This is a genomic window from Aquamicrobium sp., assembly GCF_023954335.1.
Lineage (GTDB): Bacteria > Pseudomonadota > Alphaproteobacteria > Rhizobiales > Rhizobiaceae > Aerobium.
This window is the reverse complement of sequence record NZ_JAMLIE010000001.1, coordinates 1,247,419-1,267,705: the sequence shown is the minus strand read 5'-3', so window position 1 is coordinate 1,267,705 and position 20,287 is coordinate 1,247,419. Positions and strand designations below refer to the sequence as shown.

General features: G+C 65.0%; 19 protein-coding genes, 1 tRNA gene and 3 pseudogenes. 10 read left to right on the top strand and 13 right to left on the bottom strand.

Translation table 11 applies throughout. From position 1 onward, the window contains the following. Positions 1–8: 8 nt before the first annotated feature. Together ngg and M9945_RS06200 are read right to left on the bottom strand one after the other, a co-directional pair. Positions 9–1,709, bottom strand: a complete 1,701-nt coding sequence (gene ngg / locus M9945_RS06205; RefSeq protein WP_367944781.1) for an N-acetylglutaminylglutamine synthetase — start codon at positions 1,707–1,709, stop codon at positions 9–11. Positions 1,710–1,794: 85 nt separating this feature from the next. After that, on the bottom strand, positions 1,795–3,570 hold the full coding sequence (locus M9945_RS06200) for an N-acetylglutaminylglutamine amidotransferase (protein WP_367943833.1): 1,776 nt from the start codon (positions 3,568–3,570) through the stop codon (positions 1,795–1,797). A gap of 89 nt (positions 3,571–3,659) precedes the next feature. On the opposite strand from M9945_RS06200, the gene M9945_RS06195 reads away from it, so the two are divergent. The 3 genes and pseudogenes from M9945_RS06195 to M9945_RS06185 all read left to right on the top strand — a co-directional run. Further along, positions 3,660–4,172, top strand: coding sequence for a MarR family winged helix-turn-helix transcriptional regulator (locus M9945_RS06195; RefSeq protein ID WP_367943832.1), 513 nt, complete (start codon positions 3,660–3,662; stop codon positions 4,170–4,172). 183 nt (positions 4,173–4,355) lie between these two features. Then, positions 4,356–5,707 (top strand): IS3 family transposase gene (locus tag M9945_RS06190; RefSeq protein WP_367930840.1). Its coding sequence is split into 2 segments (ribosomal slippage): positions 4,356–4,692 and positions 4,692–5,707, totalling 1,353 coding nucleotides; the frame shifts between segments, so codons are not numbered across the junction. A 74-nt stretch (positions 5,708–5,781) separates the two neighbouring features. After that, positions 5,782–5,952: pseudogene (locus M9945_RS06185) on the top strand (single-stranded DNA-binding protein); the annotation flags it as partial. A 229-nt stretch (positions 5,953–6,181) separates the two neighbouring features. On the opposite strand, the gene M9945_RS06180 reads toward M9945_RS06185, so the two are convergent. From M9945_RS06180 to M9945_RS06170, 3 genes are read right to left on the bottom strand one after another with little or no spacing between them, the layout of a single operon-like run. Next, entirely contained in the window at positions 6,182–6,580 is a 399-nt protein-coding gene (locus M9945_RS06180; protein WP_367931425.1) for a PIN domain-containing protein, read from the bottom strand. Further along, positions 6,577–6,816, bottom strand: a complete 240-nt coding sequence (locus M9945_RS06175; RefSeq protein WP_367931426.1) for an AbrB/MazE/SpoVT family DNA-binding domain-containing protein — start codon at positions 6,814–6,816, stop codon at positions 6,577–6,579. The genes M9945_RS06180 and M9945_RS06175 overlap by 4 nt, the downstream gene beginning before the upstream one ends. A 12-nt stretch (positions 6,817–6,828) precedes the next feature. Continuing rightward, a complete protein-coding gene (locus M9945_RS06170) occupies positions 6,829–7,158 on the bottom strand; it encodes a hypothetical protein (protein WP_367931427.1) in 330 nt (109 codons plus the stop codon). Between the two features lie 206 nt (positions 7,159–7,364). Here M9945_RS06170 and M9945_RS06165 point away from each other — a divergent pair. From M9945_RS06165 to M9945_RS06155, 3 genes and pseudogenes are all read left to right on the top strand, one after another. Beyond that, positions 7,365–7,913 (top strand): annotated as a pseudogene (locus M9945_RS06165) (toprim domain-containing protein); the annotation flags it as partial. Then, positions 7,912–9,417: pseudogene (gene mobH, locus M9945_RS06160) on the top strand (MobH family relaxase); the annotation flags it as partial. The pseudogenes M9945_RS06165 and mobH, both read left to right, overlap by 2 nt. Before the next feature lie 297 nt (positions 9,418–9,714). After that, positions 9,715–9,948 carry a hypothetical protein gene (locus M9945_RS06155; RefSeq protein ID WP_367931428.1) on the top strand — a complete coding sequence of 78 codons (234 nt, stop codon included), beginning with the start codon at positions 9,715–9,717 and terminating at the stop codon, positions 9,946–9,948. Between the two features lie 182 nt (positions 9,949–10,130). On the opposite strand, the gene M9945_RS06150 is transcribed toward M9945_RS06155, so the two are convergent. The 5 genes from M9945_RS06150 to M9945_RS06130 form a co-directional block, all read right to left on the bottom strand. Next, entirely contained in the window at positions 10,131–11,096 is a 966-nt protein-coding gene (locus M9945_RS06150; protein ID WP_367931429.1) for a LysR family transcriptional regulator, read from the bottom strand. Then, positions 11,066–12,367, bottom strand: a complete 1,302-nt coding sequence (locus M9945_RS06145; protein ID WP_367931430.1) for a TRAP transporter large permease — start codon at positions 12,365–12,367, stop codon at positions 11,066–11,068. Before M9945_RS06145 ends, M9945_RS06150 begins: the two co-directional genes overlap by 31 nt. A 4-nt stretch (positions 12,368–12,371) precedes the next feature. After that, a complete protein-coding gene (locus M9945_RS06140) occupies positions 12,372–12,923 on the bottom strand; it encodes a TRAP transporter small permease (RefSeq protein ID WP_367931431.1) in 552 nt (183 codons plus the stop codon). A 75-nt stretch (positions 12,924–12,998) separates the two neighbouring features. Next, positions 12,999–13,982 carry a TRAP transporter substrate-binding protein gene (locus M9945_RS06135; protein WP_367943831.1) on the bottom strand — a complete coding sequence of 328 codons (984 nt, stop codon included), beginning with the start codon at positions 13,980–13,982 and terminating at the stop codon, positions 12,999–13,001. A 50-nt stretch (positions 13,983–14,032) separates the two neighbouring features. Further along, the gene (locus M9945_RS06130; RefSeq protein WP_367943830.1) at positions 14,033–14,749 is read right to left on the bottom strand and encodes a hypothetical protein; all 717 of its coding nucleotides are present in this window, start codon (positions 14,747–14,749) and stop codon (positions 14,033–14,035) included. A gap of 352 nt (positions 14,750–15,101) precedes the next feature. Here M9945_RS06130 and M9945_RS06125 point away from each other — a divergent pair, with 352 nt between their 5' ends. The 3 genes from M9945_RS06125 (at position 15,102) to M9945_RS06115 (ending at position 17,287) form a co-directional block, all read left to right on the top strand. Further along, on the top strand, positions 15,102–15,965 hold the full coding sequence (locus M9945_RS06125; RefSeq protein ID WP_367943829.1) for a polysaccharide deacetylase family protein: 864 nt from the start codon (positions 15,102–15,104) through the stop codon (positions 15,963–15,965). A gap of 49 nt (positions 15,966–16,014) precedes the next feature. Next, complete coding sequence (locus tag M9945_RS06120; protein WP_367931435.1) at positions 16,015–16,800, top strand: SDR family oxidoreductase; 786 nt, start codon at positions 16,015–16,017, stop codon at positions 16,798–16,800. Between the two features lie 118 nt (positions 16,801–16,918). Continuing rightward, positions 16,919–17,287, top strand: a complete 369-nt coding sequence (locus tag M9945_RS06115) for a cupin domain-containing protein (protein WP_367931436.1) — start codon at positions 16,919–16,921, stop codon at positions 17,285–17,287. Positions 17,288–17,430: 143 nt separating this feature from the next. Here M9945_RS06115 and M9945_RS06110 read toward each other — a convergent pair whose 3' ends face one another. The 3 genes from M9945_RS06110 to M9945_RS06100 all read right to left on the bottom strand — a co-directional run bounded on the left by M9945_RS06110 (position 17,431) and on the right by M9945_RS06100 (position 20,096). Next, positions 17,431–18,690 (bottom strand): tyrosine-type recombinase/integrase, encoded by a 1,260-nt coding sequence (locus M9945_RS06110; protein ID WP_367943828.1) that lies wholly within the window; start codon positions 18,688–18,690, stop codon positions 17,431–17,433. A gap of 164 nt (positions 18,691–18,854) precedes the next feature. Further along, positions 18,855–18,930: transfer RNA gene (locus M9945_RS06105), tRNA-Thr, on the bottom strand. A gap of 128 nt (positions 18,931–19,058) precedes the next feature. Continuing rightward, on the bottom strand, positions 19,059–20,096 hold the full coding sequence (locus M9945_RS06100; RefSeq protein ID WP_367943827.1) for a zinc ABC transporter substrate-binding protein: 1,038 nt from the start codon (positions 20,094–20,096) through the stop codon (positions 19,059–19,061). Between M9945_RS06100 and M9945_RS06095 the strand changes: the two genes are divergently transcribed. Next, positions 20,095–20,280 carry a hypothetical protein gene (locus M9945_RS06095; RefSeq protein WP_367943826.1) on the top strand — a complete coding sequence of 62 codons (186 nt, stop codon included), beginning with the start codon at positions 20,095–20,097 and terminating at the stop codon, positions 20,278–20,280. The two genes, M9945_RS06100 and M9945_RS06095, sit on opposite strands and share 2 nt — an antisense overlap. Positions 20,281–20,287: the final 7 nt, after the last annotated feature.

Genomic DNA, 20,287 nt, shown 5'->3' with positions numbered 1-20,287 from the left:
CCGGCATGTCACGGCCTGCCGAGCGCCAGCGTGGCCGCGCGGTGGCCCGAGAGCGGGAACAGCAGGTCGAGGAACCGCTCGGCCGTCGGCTGCGGCTCGTGATTGGCAAGGCCGGGCCGCTCGTTGGCCTCGATGAAAACGTAATCCGGCTCGCTCGGGCTCTTCACCATGAAGTCGATGCCGACGACCGGGATGTCGATGGCGCGCGCGGCCTTGATCGCGGCTTCCACCAGACGATGATGGACGATGCCGGTGACGTCGTGAATGGAGCCGCCCGTGTGCAGGTTCGCGGTCTTGCGCACGACGATCTCCTCGCTCTCGCCCGGTATGCTGTCGAGCGTGAAGCCGGCGGCGGCGAGGCAGCGTTCCGTCTCCGCGTCGACCGGAATACGGCTCTCGCCGCCCGTGGCGGCGGCGCGGCGGCGCGACTGGCTCGCGATCAGGCTTTTCACCTTCCGCCGCCCGTCGCCGACGATGGATGGCGGGCGGCGCACGGCGGCGGCGACCAGGCGGAAATCGATCACCACGAGGCGCAGATCCTCGCCCTCGAAGCAGGCTTCCACCAGCACGCGGTCGCAGATCTCCCGCGCCGCGGCGATGGCGCGCTGCGCGTCCTCGAGCGTGTCGAGGCCGACCGCAACGCCTCTGCCCTGTTCGCCGCGCGCGGGCTTGACCACGACGCGGCGGTGCTTTTCCAGGAAGGCTTCCAGCGCCGCGTCATCGCCGGCCGCGATCTGCTCCGGCACGGCCAGCCCGGCATTCCCGACCACGCGGCGCGTTACCGCCTTGTCGTCGCAGATCGACATGGCCACCGCCGAGGTCAGCTCCGACAGGCTCTCGCGGCAATGGACCGAGCGGCCGCCATGCGACAGACGGAAGAACCCGCCTTCCGCATCGGTGATCTCCACATGCACGCCGCGCCGGTGCGCCTCGTCGACGATGAGGCGGGCATAGGGGTTGAGCGTGTCGTATTCGTCGAGCGGGCGGGCGAACAGCTTCTCGTTGATCGGGTTCTTGCGCTTGACCGCGAAAACCGGCACGCGGCGAAAGCCGAGCTTGTCGTAGAGCGCGATCGCCTGCTCGTTGTCGTGAAGCACGGACAGGTCCATATAGGCCGCGCCCCGCGCGGAAAAATGCTCGGCGAGCCGGCGCACCAGCATCTCGCCGATGCCCGGATGGCGCGCCTGCGGGTCGACGGCGAGGCACCATAGCGAGGCGCCCCGCTCGGGATCGGCGAAGGCGCGGCCATGGTCGATGCCGGTGACGGTGCCGATGATCTCGCCCGACGCCTCGTCCTCGGCGACGAAATAGGTGATGGCGCGGTTGTCGCGGTTCGACCAGAAGAAGTCGGGCCGGACCGGCACCATGCCGCGCGCGGCATAGATGCGGTTGACGGCGCGCGCGTCCGCCTCCGAGGACAACCTGCGCACGAAGAAGCCGCGTGGCTGGCGACGGCCGGAGCGGTAGGTTGCCAGATCGAGCCGGAACGTGTGCGAGGGGTCGAGGAAGATCTCCTGCGGCGCGCGTGCCAGCAGGACGTGCGGGTCGCGCACGTAGAAGACGATGTCGCGGCGCTCGGGAGCCTCCTTGCGCAGCACGTCGACCAGCGCGGCGGGATCGTCGAAGGTCTGGGCGAAGATCAGCCGTCCCCAGCCGCAATCGACCGAGGCGGCGGGCTTCGGCTCGTCGCCGCCCATGGCGAGCTTCATCGTCTCGGCGCGCAGCCGCCGCAGGCGACGGGCCACCGCCTTGTCGGCGCGGACGCGGCCGCTCCTGTTCTCTTTGGTCACGCTCTCATATCCCATGGGTCTGCATCCACAGTTCCAGCAATCCCGCCTGCCACAGTTCGGACCCCTGCAACGGGGTGATGTGCCCGGACGGATCAGCGAAAAGCCGAGCCAGATAGTCTTCGCGGAAGATGCCGCGTTCGCGGGCGGCACGCGAAGTCAGCGCGTCGCGCACCATGTCGAGATAGGGGCCGTCGACATATTTGAGCTGCGGCACCGGGAAATAGCCCTTCGGCCGGTCGATCACCGCGTCGGGGACGACGAGACGGGCGGCGTCCTTGAGCACGCCCTTGCCGTTGTCGCGCAGCTTCTCCTCGGGCGGTATCCGCGCGGCCAGCTCGACCAGCTCGTGGTCGAGGAACGGCACGCGCGCCTCGAGCCCCCACGCCATGGTCATGTTGTCGACGCGCTTGACCGGGTCGTCGACCAGCATCACCTGGCTGTCGAGCCGGAGCGCCGCGTCGACGGGCGTATCGGCGCCGGCCCGCGAAAGATGCCCGGCCACCAGCGCGAAGCTCGGGTCGTCGTCGGGAAGCCACTCCGGGTTGACATGCGCCTTCATCGTCTCGTGCGAGCGGTCGAAGAAGACGCGCGCGTAGTCGGCGGCGACATCCTCGGACGCCGCCAACGGCGGGTACCAGTGATAGCCGCCGAAGACCTCGTCCGCGCCCTGCCCGGACTGGACGACCTTGATGTGCTTCGAGACTTCCTGCGCCAGCAGGTAGAAGCCGACATTGTCGTAGGAGACCATCGGCTCCGACATCGCGGCGAACACGCCGGGCAGCGCCTCCATCAGCCGGTCGGACAGCACGAAGATCTTGTGATGGTCGGTGTCGAAATGGCGGGCGATCAGGTCGGAATAGACAAACTCGTCGCCCTTCTCGCCGTTCGCTTCCTCGAATCCGACCGAGAAGGTCATCAGCCCGTGCTGGCCCTCCTCGGCCAGCAGGCCGACGATCATCGACGAATCGACCCCGCCGGACAGCAGGACGCCCACCGGCACGTCCGCCACCATGCGCCGCCTGACCGCCCTGCGCAGCGCCTCCAGCACCCTGTCGCGCCATTCGTCCGCGGACAGCTCCGCCAGCGCCGGGTCACGCTCGTAGGGCGGCGACCAGTAAACGGTGTCGGCCTTGCGCCCGTCCGGCTCGATGACGCGGATCGTCGCGGGCGGCAGCTTGCGCACGCCGTTGAGGATGGTGCGCGGCGGCGGCACCACGGCATGGAACGACAGGTAGTGATGCAGCGCGTGGCGGTCGATCGACGTGTCGATGCCGCCGCCCTTCAGCAGCGCCGGCAGCGACGAGGCGAATCGCAGCGAGCCGGGCGTCTCGGCGAGGTAGAGCGGCTTGATGCCGAAGCGGTCGCGCGCCATGACGACCCGGCCCGTGTCGCGCTCGTGGATGACGAAGGCGAACATGCCGTGAAAGCGGCCGACGCAGTCTTTGCCCCAGGCGTGCCACGCCTTGAGGATGACCTCGGTGTCGCCGTGGCTGAAGAAGCGATAGCCCTTCGCTTCAAGCTCGGCGCGCAATTCGGGGTAGTTGTAGATGCAGCCGTTGAAGGCGACGGTCAGGCCGAGCTCGGCATCGACCATGGGCTGGCGCGCCCGCTCGGACAGGTCGATGATCCTGAGCCGCCGATGCGCGAGCGCCGCGTTATCGTGGATGACGAGGCCGGAACCGTCAGGTCCCCGTGGCGCGAGCGCTTCCATCATCCTGGTCTGGGTGAGCGCCGACGGCGATGTGCCGTCGAACCGTATTTCTCCGCAAATTCCACACACGAGTTGGTCGGAACCCTTTCAATTACATTGTGTTATCGCCGATTTTATTATACATCTGATAATTAGATGTCAAATTATGGCGGTGAGAAATGACTGCTGGCCTTGCCAACGCGCGGGTGCGCAAAAGGTTTCCTGAGGCGGATATCAGGGCCATCGAGAAAGCGATCCGCCGGATCGTGCGCGCTCACGACCTCCAGTCCAGGGCGCTCGCCAAGGCAAGCGGTCTGACGGCGGCGCAGCTCGTGGTGATGAAGGGGATCGCGGAGTTGGGCGAGGTGACGTCGGCGGCCCTGTCGACCTATGCCGACATCAGCGCGGCGACGGTGGTGACGGTTCTCGACAATCTGGAGGAGCGCGACCTGATCCACCGCTACCGTTCGGGCAGCGACCGGCGCATCGTGCATACGCGGCTGACGGAACGCGGCCTCGCCATCCTTGCTTCTGCGCCGTCGCCTCTGGGCGAGCTGTTCCTGCAACGGTTCGCGCGCCTCGATGCCGAGGAGCGCCGTCGGGTCGTGACGGCCGCGACCGGGCTGGCAGACCTGTTAACTCCGAGCACTTCCGCCCGCAAAGCCGCAGCAAGACGGACGATGCTTGACTGACGCGCACCGCTTGGCTGACGGAGCTTGCCGACCAGGCGAACCCCAGTCATCCTGATGTGATGGCTTCTTCTCGACGCAAAGCAGCAGGAAATCTTCTGTCCGGCGTCAGCACTGATGGGACCAAATCGGCTTAACTGAGAACGGAGGATTTCTGGTTCATCGTAGCCTTTCAAAGGAGCGAAGATGAGACAGAAATCCGGAACCGGGAAAGCGCCGGCAGAGCAGGTCATCAAAGACATCCGCCGCGCAACCCGCAAGCAATATTCGGCCGAGGAGAAGATCCGCATCGTGCTGGAGGGCTTGCGCGGCGAAGAGTCGATCGCGGCGCTGTGCCGGCGCGAGGGGATCGCGGAGAGCCTTTATTACACCTGGTCGAAGGAATTCCTGGAAGCCGGCAAGAAGCGGCTTGCCGGGGATACGGCGCGCGCCGCCACCAGCGACGAGGTGAAGGTTCTGCGCAAGGAGGCGCGCGATCTCAAGGAGGTCGTCGCCGAGCAGGCGCTGGAACTGCGGATTCTTAAAAAAAGCATGATTGCGGATGGGGGCGACGACGAATGAGATACCCCGCATCCGAGAAGCTGGAGATCATTCGGCTCGTCGAGCAGTCGCATCTGTCGGCGCGGCGCACGCTGCAAAAACTCGGTATTCCGCGCTCGACCTTCAATCGCTGGTATGACCGTTTCCTGGCCGGCGGTGTCGATGCGCTGGAGGATCGCAGGCCCCGGCCGAACCGGGTCTGGAACCGCATCCCCGAGGAGAAACGCGATCAGATCATTGAGCTGGCGTTGAACGAGCCGGAGCTGTCGCCACGGGAACTGGCGGTCACCTTCACCGACACGAGGGGCTACTTCGTCTCGGAATCCTCAGTCTATCGCCTGCTCAAGGCCCACGACCTGATCACCAGCCCCGCCTTCATCGTCATCAAGGCCGCCGATGAGTTCCACGACAAGACGACGGCGCCCAACCAGCTCTGGCAGACCGACTTTACCTACTTGAAGGTGATCGGCTGGGGGTGGTTCTACCTGTCGACCGTGCTCGACGACTTCTCTCGCTACATCATCGCCTGGAAGCTGTGCACCACGATGAAGGCCGAGGACGTCACCGACACGCTGACCATCGCGCTGCAGGCTTCTGGCTGCGACAGCGCCAGGGTGGTGCAGCGGCCGCGGCTGTTGTCCGACAACGGCCCCTCTTACGTCTCTTCCGACCTGGCCGCATGGCTATCCGACAAGGGCATGGAACATACGCGCGGGGCGCCCTGCCATCCTCAGACCCAAGGCAAGATCGAGCGATGGCACCAGACGTTGAAGAACCGCATCCTGCTCGAAAACTACTTCCTGCCGGGTGATCTCGAGCAGCAGGTCGCGGCGTTCGTCGATCACTACAACCACCGCCGCTACCACGAGAGCCTCGACAATCTCACCCCTGCCGACGTCTACTTCGGGCGCGGCGATATCATCACGCTGGAAAGGGAAAGGATCAAACGCAAAACCATCAAACAGCGCCGCTTGCTTCATCGAGATGCAGCGGCCTAATGTGACAAACCTGATGGACCAGAGCCTCCGTTAGCTCACGCCGCCTGTTGTCCCAAAAACCCTGACGACGGACAGACAACAACGAGCGGACGACGTTCAAAGTCGAGGCACGGCGGATCGCCATCATGCCCTACCGCATCGAAGCCGTGACCCTCAGCCCGAAGCGTCAGGAGATTGATGGGGAAACGAAGCCGAGTGGAAATGAGCAGCAGAAGGAAACGAGGGGAAAGAAGACCAAGGCTTAGGCGGCGCAGCGAGGGCGGCTGCAACAATTGATGGCCGCCCTCCGTGCGCCAGCAAGCGCCGACAATGAGAGTCTCGTGCACCAGCGCTCAGTCGGCAGCGCACATCTGGGTTCAGGATCGCGCGAGACGGGCTACGCGCCTTCAGGAACACGACGTTCCTCGTGCTGACGGAGTCTGCTGAACGGCGCGTCGTGCTCCTGAAGGCGTGCCGCCGCGGAGCGGTCCGTGGTTACGTGACGACAAGCCGCAATCCGGCGTGGTTTGCCGCCGGCTTGTCGAAGGTCAACGTTTCGCTGCAGCCGGCCAGACGCCCGCTATGAGCGATCAAGGCATCGGAAAAGTCCGCCTTCGTCGCGCGATAGGTGGCGAGCGCCAGATAGCTGGCATCGGCCCGGTCGACCACGATTTCACGCGCTCGAAGGAGGGATTCGACAATGTCGGCAATGGCCTCGCGCGGCGTCTTGTAGGCACGGGTCAAAACCCAGACGGTTTCGACAAGCACCACCTGCGAGATGTAGCCGGGTTCTTCGGGCGTGAAGCCGTCGATGATCTGCGAGGCCACGGGCGATTGCACGGCGTCGTCCTGCGCCAGATAGCGGACGAGCAGATTGGTATCGACGCCGATCATTCTCCCGTCGCCCCGGCTTCGATCGCCGCCTGCATGTCTTCAAGACTGACGGGCCGGCCGGGGCGTGGAATGATCCCTTTCAGGGATTTGATCGAATGCGAGGCCGGGACGACCGCATAGTGGCCGTCCTCCATCCTGATGAAATCGACCCGATCTCCGGCAGTCAGGCCCATGTCATTCCTGACCTGCTGCGGAAGCGTGATCTGTCCTTTCGAGGTGATGGTGGCCGTTGGCATCGCAGCATCTCCTTACAATCCGTAAGGGGAAAAGTAATGCGGCGGTGATCCGTCGTCAAGATTCGCGGCCGGCGGCGCCTCAGGAGGCGATGGCAAGCTGCCCACCCTCGCTTCTTCACTCAAATCCGCCGCCACGCTGCTTCGGCCTATCGCTGCTGCGAGCCGTTCCAGCGTGTTGCAGCTTTCCGCATACAACTCCGCATGCGCCGGGTGCAATTCCTGCTGCCGCCTGTAGAAGGCCAGCCACTTAGGTAGATGGGCGATCAGATGGACGCTGGACCACACGCCACGTCTCATTGTGAAGGATTTACCGGCAGGGTCGAGAATCACGGTCGTCGTCATGACACGGCCCTAGAATGCCATTGATAGCAGTGTCCCCGCGGGGCGGCGCCTGGCCGATATGGAAATATTCCAGCGCAGTTCGCATACGGTTCGTCTTCGCACCCGAAACCGGTTGGTAGTGCGTACACCTTGTTTGCTGTCGGTCTCGTCCGAAGCGGACATGTTGCATCCGCCACCCAGCGATTCACGACGCCAACGGGGAACGGATGCGTGTCTTTCTTTGCGAGAAGCCCAGTCAGGGCAAGGATATCGCCCGGGTGGTGGGCGCCAGGCAACGCGGCAACGGCTGCTACAATGGCGGTAATGCCGTCGTTACCTGGTGCATCGGTCATCTGGTCGAGGCGGCGCAACCCGAAGCCTACGACGAGCAGTACAAGCGCTGGTCGATAGATCAGCTTCCTATTATTCCGCGCTCCTGGCGCATCGACATCAAACCGGCGACGGCCGCGCAGTTCAAGATCGTGACGGACCTGGTCGGCGAGGCGTCCGAGCTGGTGATTGCGACGGATGCCGACCGCGAGGGCGAGATGATCGCTCGCGAGATCATCAACCTGTGTGGCTATCGTGGTCCGATCCAGCGTCTATGGCTGTCGGCGCTTAACGATGCCTCCATCCGCAAGGCCCTCGGCGCCCTGAAACCCGGTTCCGAGACGCTGCCGCTCTATCATTCGGCCCTTGCACGTTCGCGGGCCGATTGGCTCATCGGCATGAATCTCAGCCGGCTGTTCACGCTGCTCGGCCGCAAGGCCGGCTATCCTGCCGGCCGGCACGACCCCGGAGGAACAGGCGGAGCAATCCGAGGCGTGGACCGGCGCGATCGCCTATGCCTCGCTGCTGCACGATATCGGCAAGCTCGCCGTCGACTTGCATGTCGAGTTGGAGGACGGGAATGTCTGGCATCCCTGGCACGGTCCGGTGAGGCAGCCCTATCGCTTCCGGTATCGAAGGGATCGCGAATATCGCCTTCACGGGGCGGCAACCGGGTTGATCCACCATCAGATTCTCGATCGCGGGATCCTGGATTGGCTCTGCGGCTTCACCCAGGTCTGGTCGTCTCTGCTCTACGTCCTCGCAGGACAATACGAGCATGCCGGCATATTGGGCGAACTTGTGGTGCAGGCCGACCGCGCCTCGGTCGCACAGGATCTGGGCGGCGATCCTGCCCGTGCGATGGCAGCACCGAAGCACGCATTGCAGCGCAAATTGCTCGAAGGGCTGCGCTACCTGCTCAGGGAAGAACTGAAACTCAACCAGCCACAGGCATCGGACGGCTGGTTGACCAACGAGGATCTGTGGCTGGTCAGCAAGACGGTGTCGGACAAGCTGCGCGCCCACCTGCTGTCCCAAGGCTTCGAGGGAATACCGGCGAACAACACCGCCGTCTTCACCGTGCTTCAGGATCACGGAATCCTGCAAGCCACCCCGGAAGGAAAGGCGATCTGGAGAGCGACCGTCACGAGCGACAGTGGCTGGTCGCACAGCTTTACGCTGCTGCGTCTATCGCCTGCCCTGATTTGGGAAAGCGAAGAGCGGCCGCCATCCTTTGCGGGCTCTGTGAGTGTGATCATCGGCCCCGATGGCGAGGTCGGTGACGGCGCGATACAGCCAGCCTTGTCAGCGGCTGCAGAAATCGACGCCGCTTCGCCGGTGACGGCTCTCGCGGCAGCAAAGCCGGCTTTAGTCTCATCCGTGCCGCTTCAGGTGGGCGGCGCGATCGATGAACTGCTCGGATTGATCGGCTCGCCGGACGCCGACAATGATGAGACGCATCTGCCGGACGCGTCGCCCTTGGTCGAGGCAGAACCTCGTTCGCCTGGCGCGCCGCAGGAAGCCCAACCGGCTCCCGACGCTCACGGCGGTGCCGAGGCACCGACACCGTCCGGTGAGCATTTCTTGGAGTGGCTGCGCAGCGGTATCGAAACTCGCAAGATCGTCATCAACGACGCGAAGGCCCGCGTTCATACCGTCGCGGATACGGTCATGCTGGTGAGCCCGGGATTGTTTCACCGCTATACTCTGGAACACCCGCAAGCCGGCGTCCTCGCCCGACAGGAGAAGCTCACCGAGCTGGAATGGGTGCAGAAGCGTTTCGAGAAGCTGCAACTGCATCGCAAGCAGCCCAACGGCTTGAATATCTGGACATGCGAGGTCACGGGACAGCGTAAGTCGCGGCGGCTGCACGGCTACCTGTTGAAGGACCCGCGAAGCCTGTTCGATGACGTGCCGCCGAACAATCCCTATTTGTCGATCGTGGCATAGACGTCGGTTGCATGCTGCATCCTGCTGTGTTGGTGACCCCAGCGACAGATTATCTACGCGCCACAAGGGCGCCCGCCACAGCGGACATCCGAGGAAAGGCCGATCGATCCCCGCGTAACCTTCACCACCCTTGAGATCGATGGCGAGGAGGGTCGCGCCGCGGGCACCTTCGCCGCCGAACTGTGTCTTGCGGAAGACTACGAAGGGGGTGGCGATCCGGGCAACTGCCGTATGATCGAGGGGCTTTTCGACGCCCGTTTCTTCGTCGAGAAATAGATTTCGGTTCAGGGGCGGCGCATGAAGTATCTGTTGTCATCGGCCTGTATCGCCGGGCTTGCTTTCGTCGGGTCGGCCAGCGCCCAAGTATCGCTCTTTTGCAGCAAAGCCGGCGCATCGGATTGGGCCGAGGTTGTCGAGGCATTTGTCGGGGACTGGCGGACCGAACACCAGTCGGGCTATGCGCGGATGGGCGCGCAGCAATTCGTGGACGATCGACGACATGACGATGAGACAGCGGCTCGTCTTCGCTGAAACGGGTGGCTAACCGCATCGTCAGCCGGAAAACTCTCCGGCGGCCGCGTCGATACGCCTGCCGAGGAGCCGCAGACGACCTGGGACGAGATCGCCGATCCGCCCGTGCCGACAGTCAACCCGCGCCGCAACGGGACGCCGGCGGGCCCGCCGAACTGAGACGTCCTTCTTCTTCCAGGGCCTTACGCGAACAGCTTCGCGATCAGGCCGCGGAACCATTTCTGGCTGGAGTTGCGGTCCTTACGGCGATCCCAACACAAGTCGATGGAGTAGACCACCTCGGGAAGCGGCAGCGGGCGGGACACGAGCGCGGCGATGCGGCTGTCGGACAGCGACCAGCTTCGCGGAATGATCGCGATCAGGTCTGTTCCCTCGATGATCGGCGGAATGTCGGGCCAGGTCGGTACCGACATCACAACCCGACGCTTCAGGCCGCGTCGTTCCAGGGCGTCGTCCACGATTGAGGTGCCCGCCGCCGCGGGCGAAAGACGGGCGTGATTCAGCCTGGCATAGCGCTCGGGCGTCATCTCCTCGTCGGCGGCCGGATGGTTGGGGCGCATGATGACGACGAACTTGTCGAGCAGCAGCCGCTGCGAATAGGCATGGGAGAGCGCCTGGTCGCCCGGGGTGAAGCGGATCTGCACGTCCGCGTCGATGCGGTCGTTGTCGGCTCCGGTTGAGAAGGGAACGACATGGACCGACACGCCCGGCGCCTCCGTCCGCAGCCGCGCCGCGAGGCGCGGCAGCAGCGTGCCGCTGACATAGTCAGTGATCTGGACGGTGAATACCTGCTCCGAAGTCGCCGGGTCGAAGACGTGCTGGCGTTCAAGCGCGTTCTGGATGTGGCCGAGGCCCGAGACGACCTCGCCATAGAGTTCGCGCGCCCGCTCCGTCGGCTCTAGCCCCCTGGCGGTGCGCCGGAACAGTTCGTCGTTGAACATGACCCGGAGCCGCGCGAGCGCGTGGCTGACCGCAGGCGCCGAAAGGCCGATCTTCGTGGCCGCGGCCACCACCGACTGCTGCTCCATGATGGCCTGGAAGATCACCAGGAGATTGAGATCGAACTTCCGGAGGTTCATTTGGCTCCCGGCCTCGGCGCCCGCGCTGGCGCCGGACCTTATCGCGACAGCATCGCGTCGGGCAACCATGTCGCGATCTCGGGCCAGATGCACAGGATGACGATCGCCAGCATCATCAGGAAGAAGAACGGCATCGCCGACCAGGCGATCCTGAAGATGTTCTCGCCGGTGATCCCCTGGATGACGAACAGGTTGAATCCGACCGGCGGCGTCAGCAGGCTGACCTCGACGGCGATCACCAGATAGATGCCGAACCAGATGGGATCGATCCCGGCGGCGACAACCATCGGCATGATGATGGAGGCGGTCAGGATCACGATCGAGATGCCGTCGAGCGCGGTGCCGATGATGACGAAGAACACGGTCAGCGCCGCGATCAGCGCATAGGGCGAAAGCTCCATGGCGGCGATCCAGTTGGCGAGGTTGCGCGGCAAGCCGACGAAGCCCATCGCGGCGGTCAGGAAATTGGCAGTGACCACGATCAGGCCGATCATGCAGGTGGTGTAGGAGGCGCTTATCAGCCCTGCCTTGATCACCTTCCATTCCCAGTCGCCGGACAGGTAGACGATCAGCAGCGAGAAGCCGACGCCGACGGCTGCCGCGTCGGTCGGGCTGGCGAGACCGCCATAGATCGCGCCGACCACGCAAACGATGAGCGCGAAGACCGGCAGCAGGCGGCGCGATTGGCGCAGCTTCTCGCGCAGCGGCATGCGCGGCTCGGCGGCGGGCACCAGGCCAGGATTCAGCAGCGCCCGCACGACGATGTAACCCATGAATAGAGCGATCAGCATCAGCCCCGGCAGGATGCCGGCGATGAACAGGCGCGCCACCGACTGCTCGGTCGCGACGCCGTAGACGATCATGATCATCGACGGCGGGATCAGCAGGCCGAGCGTGGAGGAGGCCGCCAGCGTGCCGAAGATCAGCTTGTCGTCGTAGCCGCGTCGCCTCAGTTCGGGAATGGACATGCGGCCGACCGTGGCGCAGGTGGCAGCCGACGATCCGGCGACGGCGGCGAAGATACCGCTGCCGAGGATATTGATGTGGATGAGGCGGCCGGGTATGCGCCGCATCCACGGCGCCAGGCCGGTGAACAGATCCTCCGACATGCGCGAGCGCGTCAGGATCTCGCCCATCCATATGAACAGCGGCAGCGCGGTGAGCGAATAGGAGTTGGCGGCCGACCAGCTCGATGTCGCCAGGATCTGGCCGACTGGAATGTTGGTGAAGAAATAGACCGAGATGCCGGCGACCGCCATCAGCGAGAAGGCGACCCAGACGCCGAGCCCGAGGAAGAAGACGAGCGAGGCCAGAACGACCAGTGCGACGAGAATATCCATGAAATCAGCCTGCTGATGTGATGCTGTCTTCGCGCGCGGTCAGGTCCTCCCTTCCGCGCAGCAGCGACAGGGTCAGGTCGAGGAAGGCGAGCGTCAGCACGCCGAGACCCACGACCATGGCCGACTGCGGAATCCACATCGGAATCACGATCTTGCCGAAGGAGAGATCGCCGTAGAGCCAGCTCTCATGGACCATGGCGCCGGCACGCCAGCAGAAGTAGGCCGAGGCGGCCAGCGCGAAGACCGCGCAGACGAGCGAGAGCACCTGCCGCATGCGGTCGGGCACGCTCTTGAGGACGAGGTTCACGCGCACATGGCCGCCGACCTTCAGCGTCGCGGCGAGCCCGAGGAAGATCGCCGCAGCGAGCAGGAAGCCGCAGAGGTCCGCATATGAGGGCACGGAGAGACCCAACGCCTCGTATCCGAGCAGGCGGGCGATGCGGTCGACGATGCCGAACGTCACCTGGACGAGTATGATGGCGGTGATGAGGAATATGCACAGCGCCGAAAGCGTCTCGCTGGCGCGGTACAGGAAATCCATTGCCTTGCGTGCCACGCAACCCTCCTTCGGTGCAGACGCGATCCGGATATGGCGGCGCCGGAGAAGAAGCCCTCCGGCGCCGGCGCCAGATTAGTCCTTCAGGAAGCCCTTCACCACGGCGGCGTCCTCCTCGCTGGCGCGGGCAAGCCACTCGCGCAGAATGGTCTGCCCGACCTCCTTGAAGCGCGCCTCGACCTCCGGCGCCACTTTCTGCACGTTCATGCCCTTGGAGACGAGCACGGCGGCCATGTCCTGGTTGTTCTTGACGGAGGCTTCCCAGCCGCGGACCTCGGCCGCCTCGGCGGCCTTCAGAACGGCCTCCTGAACCTCCGCCGGCAGCGCCGCGAAGCGGCGCTCGTTCACTACGACGATGTTCTTCCCCAGGAAGGAGTTGACGTCGTAGTAGCGGTCGACGAAGTCCCAGGCGGAGATGGAGACGCCTGTGGCGGCCGACGTGATGACGGCTTCGACGCGGCCCATGGCGAACGCCTGTGAGATGTCGGACACCTCGACCTGGGTCGGGACCGCGCCGAGGAGCTCCGCCAGCCGGTCGGTGGTGGCGTTATAGGTGCGCATCTTCAGGCCGCCGATGTCGCCGGGCGTGTTGATCTCGCGGCTGGAATAGATGCCGTTGTTCGGCCACGGCACGGAGAACAGGACGCGCAGGTTCTGCCGGCCGAGCAGTTCGGTGACGCGCTCCTTCGACGCCGCCCAGATCGCGCGCGCATCGTCGTAGCCGCCGACGATGAAGGGCAGCATGTCCAGCTCGAAGATCGGATGCTCGTTGGCGAGCTGGCCGAGCAGGAACTCGCCGGCCGGAATGGTGCCGGAGCGAACCGAATTCTTGATTTCGGGATGCGCGATCAGCGAGTTGGCGGGATGAACCGTGAATGTCAGCGCACCTTCGGTGGCCTCCTCGACGTCCTTCGCGAACTGGATGATGTTCTGGGTGTGGAAGTTGGCTTCCGGATAGGGGGTGGCCACGTCCCAGTTCTCGGCGCGGGCGATCGAAAGCGACAGCGCCAGCGCGACGCCGGCGATGCCGGCCAGCTTTCCAAGGGTCAGTTTCGTCATTGTCATCTCCTCCGTTCATCAAAGTCGGCACCGGCGGCGCCGACGCATGCCTAGTATTCGGCCAGCAGCCGCCCGAAACCGGCAAGGCGGGCCGACGAGCCGGTCTTGCGGGTCGCGTGCCAGGCGATCGCCTGGTTGCTCGTCAGCACGGGCCGCCCGACCTCGTGCTCGAGCGCGCCGATGATCTCGTGGGTGCGGATCGCGGTGCAGCTCAGGACGTAGGCGTCAGCGCGCGCCGAGCGATGCGCCAGGAGAAGCTCCCGCCAGCGTTCGGGCCGCGCCTGCGCCATGTCCCAGTTTGAATCGATCCCCGCGCCGACGGCCTCTACGACGTCGAGGCCGTGATCGCGGAAATACGCAGCCTCGGCGTCGACAACCGAGGCGATATAGGGCGTCACCAGAACGATGGAGCGCGCGCCGAGCACGGCGAGCCCGGCCAGAAGCGCCTCGGCGGTGGTCACCGCCGCAATCCCGGTCGTCCGGGCGATCTCGTCCGTTATGGTCCTGTCCGCGTCGCGGGAGCGGGTCGAGACTGCCGTGCAGTTGAAGGCGATGAGGTCGACGCGCGCGTCGGCAAGAAGGTCCGCCGCCTTCGGCAGATCGGCGATCATCGCGTCGAGTTCGGCGGCGCTGCTGCCCTTGAGCTTGAGGCGGGTGACGTGAAGCCCGATCTCGGCCGGCATCATGGCGCGCACCTGATCCTCCGCCAGGATGTTCCCCGACGGCACGATCATACCCACCCTACGGCCAGCCACGCCTCCCGACATGATACCTCCCAACGCGACATCTTCCCCGGCGCGCACGGCGTGACATCCAGCCCTCCCGCCCACGCCGCGCCGGCGAAGGCTGCGACCGGCTCGGGGACCCCTCCCCGAGCCGTGCGACATGCGCGCCGACACGCGTCCCGAACCACGAGGAGAACCATGGGGCAGACCCGTGGCCGGTGGACGTTCCCCGTCTCTACCAGAAACGCCGCATGCAGCGCGTTCAAATCGCGCAGGTGAACCTGCACGCGCTTCATCATGCACGACATTCATTTCACGCTGAACAATATGCAATTCCTTACATGCCGCCAGCTGGCTAGGTGAGGTTCACGACAATTGCGTGATGGAGGAGTTCGTGGCGTCGACTGCATTGCCGGAGATCGTTCTGGCCCCGGCGGACCTGCGCTGGCCTGGCGGCCGCAACGTGGCCGTCGTCTTCAACATCGCCTACGAGGTGTGGTCCGAAGGCGCTGCTTCCGGCATCGGTCCGATGGGCAACCCGCTTCCCGGCGGCAAGTTCGATCCCAATGCCGACAGCTATGGCCGCTACGGCGCGACGACGGGCATCCGTAGGCTGATGCGTGTGCTTGCGGAGGCAGGGGTCAGCGCCAACATCTTCACCTCCGGCGTGCTCGCCGAGCGCGATCCGGAGCAGGTCAAGGCCGTTGCGGCCGCCGGCCACGAGATCGTGTCGCACGGCTACGCCCAGGACCTGATCCCCTCGACCCTTTCGGCGGAGGACGACGAGGAATACATCCGTCGCACGACCGCCAATCTCGAACAGGTGACGGGAACACGGCCCGCCGGCTGGATCAGCCCGCGCGCCACGGCCGGCCACGACACGATGCGCCGCCTCGTCGCAAACGGCTACCGGTGGCAGGGCGACTTCCTCGACACGGACCTGCCTTACATCCAGCGTTACGAGGAGGGCGAGATCGTCTCGGTGCCACTCAACATCGAGTTCAACGACCTGTCGCATTCGATGCGCTTCGGGCGCTCGCCCCGCCAGTTCGTCGAGATATTCTCCGATGCGCTGGAGCACACGCTCGCCGCGAAAAACGATACGGTGATCCTGGACGTGCTGGTGCATACCCATTGCTACGGCCGGCCGGGCGGAGCCTGGGCCTATGGCGAGATCGCCAAGATGTGCGCTGGCCGCGACGACATCTGGGTCACGACGCGCGGGCGCATCGTCGACCATTTCCTCGCCAGCCTCTGAGCGCGGGCCGGTCGGGGCGGGAACCACAACCAGGGACAGGAGACCCGGCATGGATCTGGGACTGAACGGACGTGTCGCCCTCGTTCTTGGCGCGGGCGGGGGACTGGGCGGCGCCATCGCCGACTCGCTGGCGCGCGAGGGCGCGGCGGTTGCGGTGGCCGACATCGACGCGGCGGCGGCCAGGACGCGCGCCGAGGCGATCAGCGCGGCCGGCGGAAAGGCGATCGACCTCGGATGGGACCTCGCCGACCGCACCGCGATCGCGCCCGGTCTCGCCCGCATCCGCGAGAAGATGGGCAAGGTCTCCATCCTCGTCAACATCACCGGCGGCCCGCCGCCGACACCGGTTTCCGGCCAGAAAGCCGAAGACTGGCAGCGCTATTTCGAAGCCATGGTCCTGTCGGTCATCGCCATCACCGACGCCGTGCTGCCGGACATGCGGGAGCAGAAATGGGGACGCATAGTCACCTCGACCTCGTCGGGCGTCATCGCGCCGATCCCCAATCTCGGCCTGTCGAACGCGCTGCGGCAGACGCTGGTCGGCTGGTCGAAGACGCTGGCGCGCGAGGTCGGGCCTGACGGGATAACCTGCAACATCGTCGTGCCCGGCCGCGTCGCCACGGGCCGCATCACCTATCTCGACGAGATGAAGGCCAAACGCGAAGGCCGCAGCGTCGAGGAGGTCCAGGCGGAGAGCACGGGCAGCATTCCGCTCAAGCGCTACGGCCGGCCGGAGGAATATGCCGACACAGTCGCGTTTCTCGCGAGTGAGCGGGCATCCTACGTGACCGGATCGGTCGTGCGCGTCGACGGCGGGCTGATCCCGAGCGTCTAGGGCGGGATGCGATCGAGCTGAATCGCATCCCATCTCTATCTCTTTGTTCGAGCATGATCTTTTCGGGATCATGCTCTAGGGCAATTCCAGCAGATCGGACCAGGTCCCGGAGACAGACATGCTGATAGACTGGAGCAAGATACCGGTTGCGGCGGGGATGCGGGCTGGTTCCGACCGCCAGGGCATCTGCGCGGAGAAGATCTCCGCCGTGCGCGTCGTGACAGCCCCGGACGCGCAGTTCGACGGCAAGACGCACTGGCACGACAACGAGCAGATCCTGATCATGATCTCCGGCACGGTGCGGCTGATGGTCGACGGCAGGGAGTTCGACGCCCACCCGGGTGATCTCGTCTTCTTTCCGCCCGGCTCGCGCCATGCCGCCGTCGGTGCCGGGCCCGAAGGCTGCGTCTATTACGAGCTATTCGCGCCGGCGCGGCCGGACCAGCTTCCCGGCTGGGTCGGCGAGAGCGTTCTGCGGTTCGACTGAGGCAGGACGCGGCGGGGATGCGCCCCGCCCCCGCGATGGCCGTACCAGGCCGAGGCGGCGATCGCGCCGCTCGACGCGGGCTCGACCATGCCCTTCGTCGCCCGCCACTGCAAGGAGGCACCCGGCTGGCTCGACGAATCGAGTTATCGACGCATCGCTTTTCGCTTGTCTTGACGAGGGGTGTATTTAGCCTGCTCTCGAAGCTGGTCGAGATAGTCAGCCCACCATTGCATCATCACAACGCGCTCGTCCCAGTATTGTCCGCGCGCATATGCACGGCGGACGGCGTTTCCTTCCACATGAGCCAACTGGCGCTCTATAGAATCCACGGACCACTTGCCGCTTTCGTTCGCGAGCGTGGCAAACGCGGCGCGGAAGCCATGACTTGTCATTTGGTGCGGGCCGAAGCCCAGCCGGCGCATGGCAAGCGTCGTCGTGTTCTCCGAAATCGGAACTTTGGAGGAAGTGGTGGACGGGAAGATGAGCGACCCCTCGCCACGAACCGTCAGCGGCTGCAACTCCTTGAGGATCGCAATCGCCTGATCAGGTAGAGGCGTGGCATGCACACGCCGCATTTTCATGCGCTCTAATGGAACGGTCCACGTCCGCTTCTCGAAATCGATCTCGTCCCAGCGCGCGCCCCGGACTTCGCCGGGCCGAAGGGCAAGAAGGGCCATCAGCTTCAGCGCCGCGACCGTGGTCGGCTGACCGCCTTCCCACGAATAGATGGCGCGCATGAGCACACCGAGCGGTTCCGGTTTCACGATAGCGGCGCGGTGCCGAACATTCGGGGCTATCAGCGCTCCCTTGAGATCGGCCGTTGCGTCACGCTCCGCCCAGCCGTTTGCGACGGCAAACCGCAGGACAAGGCCGATCGTGGATCGCATGCGTCTGGCCGTTTCATAGTTTCCCCTGGCTTCGATGGGCCGAAGCACCGCCAGAACGTCCTTCGGAGCAATTTCGTGCACCAGCTTGTCCGCCAATCCTGCCGCCAGATCATTGAGCAGCCAGCGCGCCTTGCCGATTGTGACGGCCGCGCGCCCTTCCTTTTCCGCCTTGGTAAGATACTTTTCCGCGACAGCGGCAAAGGTGTTCTCTGCGGCCTCTTCTGCAGCCCTGACGGCGGCTTTGCGCTTCTTCTTCTCCTGGCCTGGATCTGTGCCGGCCTCGAGAAGCCCCTTTGCTTTCCTGCGGGCTTCCCGCGCTTCGGAAAGCGACGTCGCCGGGTATGAACCGAGAGCGAGCGCCTTTTGGCGACCGCCGAACCGATAGGCAAGTCGCCACAAGCGGCTACCTTTCGGGTTCACGAGCAGGAAGAGGCCGCCGCCGTCCGAAAGTTTGAATTGTTTGTCGCGCGGCTTGATGGATCGCAGCGCCACGTCGCTGAGTTTGTCCGTCGCCATGTGCCGGTCCGCGTTTGGTACCGTGATTTTGATACCAACAAGCATACCAACAAATTTTCTGGATGCCAACGGATGCCGGAAAACGCCTCTGGACGTAAACTGGCGGAGTTCCTTGGATTTTCAGGCTTTCTCCAGACGTCTATGGACGTGGGAAAACAGGAAAGTGGTGCCGCTTGCGTGACTCGAACACGCGACCCCATCATTACGAATGATGTGCTCTACCAACTGAGCTAAAGCGGCATCGCGGAGCGCCCGGAGGGCGGCGCGGAAAGCGTGGGGCCTGATACCCGCATTGAAGGCAAAAGACAAGCGTCGATTGGCCGCCGATCGGCGATTTGCGCGCGCTGCCCGGCCGGCGGGTACAGGGCTCAGCCGGCCTGCGCGAGGCAGGCGGCGAAGGATTCGCCGAGATTGCGGATCAGCATGACGTAGAGGTCGGGGCCGTCGGCGATTTCCGCGCCGAGCGGATCGAGCACGCCGGTGCGCGCGTCGGTTCCTTCCGTCACCACGGAAACCAGCTTCGGCTCGAACTGCGGCTCGGAGAAGACGCAGACCGCGCCGAGCTCCTTCACCTTCTCCCTGATCTCGGTGAGGCGCTGCGCGCCGGGCAGCACCTCGGGGCTGACGGTGATGGAGCCGGCGACGTTCAGGCCGAACCGCTTCTCGAAATACTGGTAGGCGTCGTGGAAGACGATGGCGGGCCGCGCCTTCACCGGCTCGACCGTCGCCGCCGTTTCCGCGACCAGCGCGTCGAGACGGGCGAGATAGGCCTCGGCGTTGCCGGCATAGCGGGCGGCGTTGGCAGGATCAGCCTCGCCGAGGACGCGGGCGATCTCGGCGACCATCGCCCGCGCGTTGACGGGGTCGAGCCAGAAATGAAGGTCGCGATCCGGGTGGGCGCGGTTCTCGTCCGAATGCCCTTCGTGGTCATGGTCGTGGGCGTGGGCGCCGGAATCGCTCTCATGCGAGTGCCCCTCATGGTCATGCCCATCGTGGTCGTCGCCGTCCTCGTCGTCATGGGAATGCGACTCGAACGGGCCTCCCTCGCGGAAGGCGAGCATCTCCAGCCCGGGCGCGTCCTCCAGCGAAACCACCCTCGCGCCGGCGGCGAGCGTTTTCAGCGGGCCGTTGAGAAACGTCTCCATGCCCTCGCCGACCCGGAACACGATTTTCGCGTTTTCAAGCGCGGCGGCGTCGGAGGGGCGCAGCGAATGGACATGCTCCGAGCCGCTGCCACGCACGAGCAGCGCCGGCTCCGCGACACCCTCCATCACCGCCGCGACCAGCGAGTGGACCGGCTTGACAGAGGCGACGACGCCGTCGAGCGCATGCGCCGGGATGGCGGCGAACGGAACGGAGAGAACGGCCGGCAATGCCAGGGCAAACGAACGAAACAGCCGGGACATGGCGATCCTTTCAAATAGCTATGCCGCCGGAAAGCGGCGCGGCGATGCTGCCGATGGGCGGCAGAGTGATGCCACCGCAGGCGGGCAGGCCGACCTCGGCGACGGGCGGCACCGGGTCGCGTGTCCCTGCGGCAAGCCCGAAACAGGTAACGGCGATCTAGATCGTAATGTTATTACGTTGTGAAACGCTA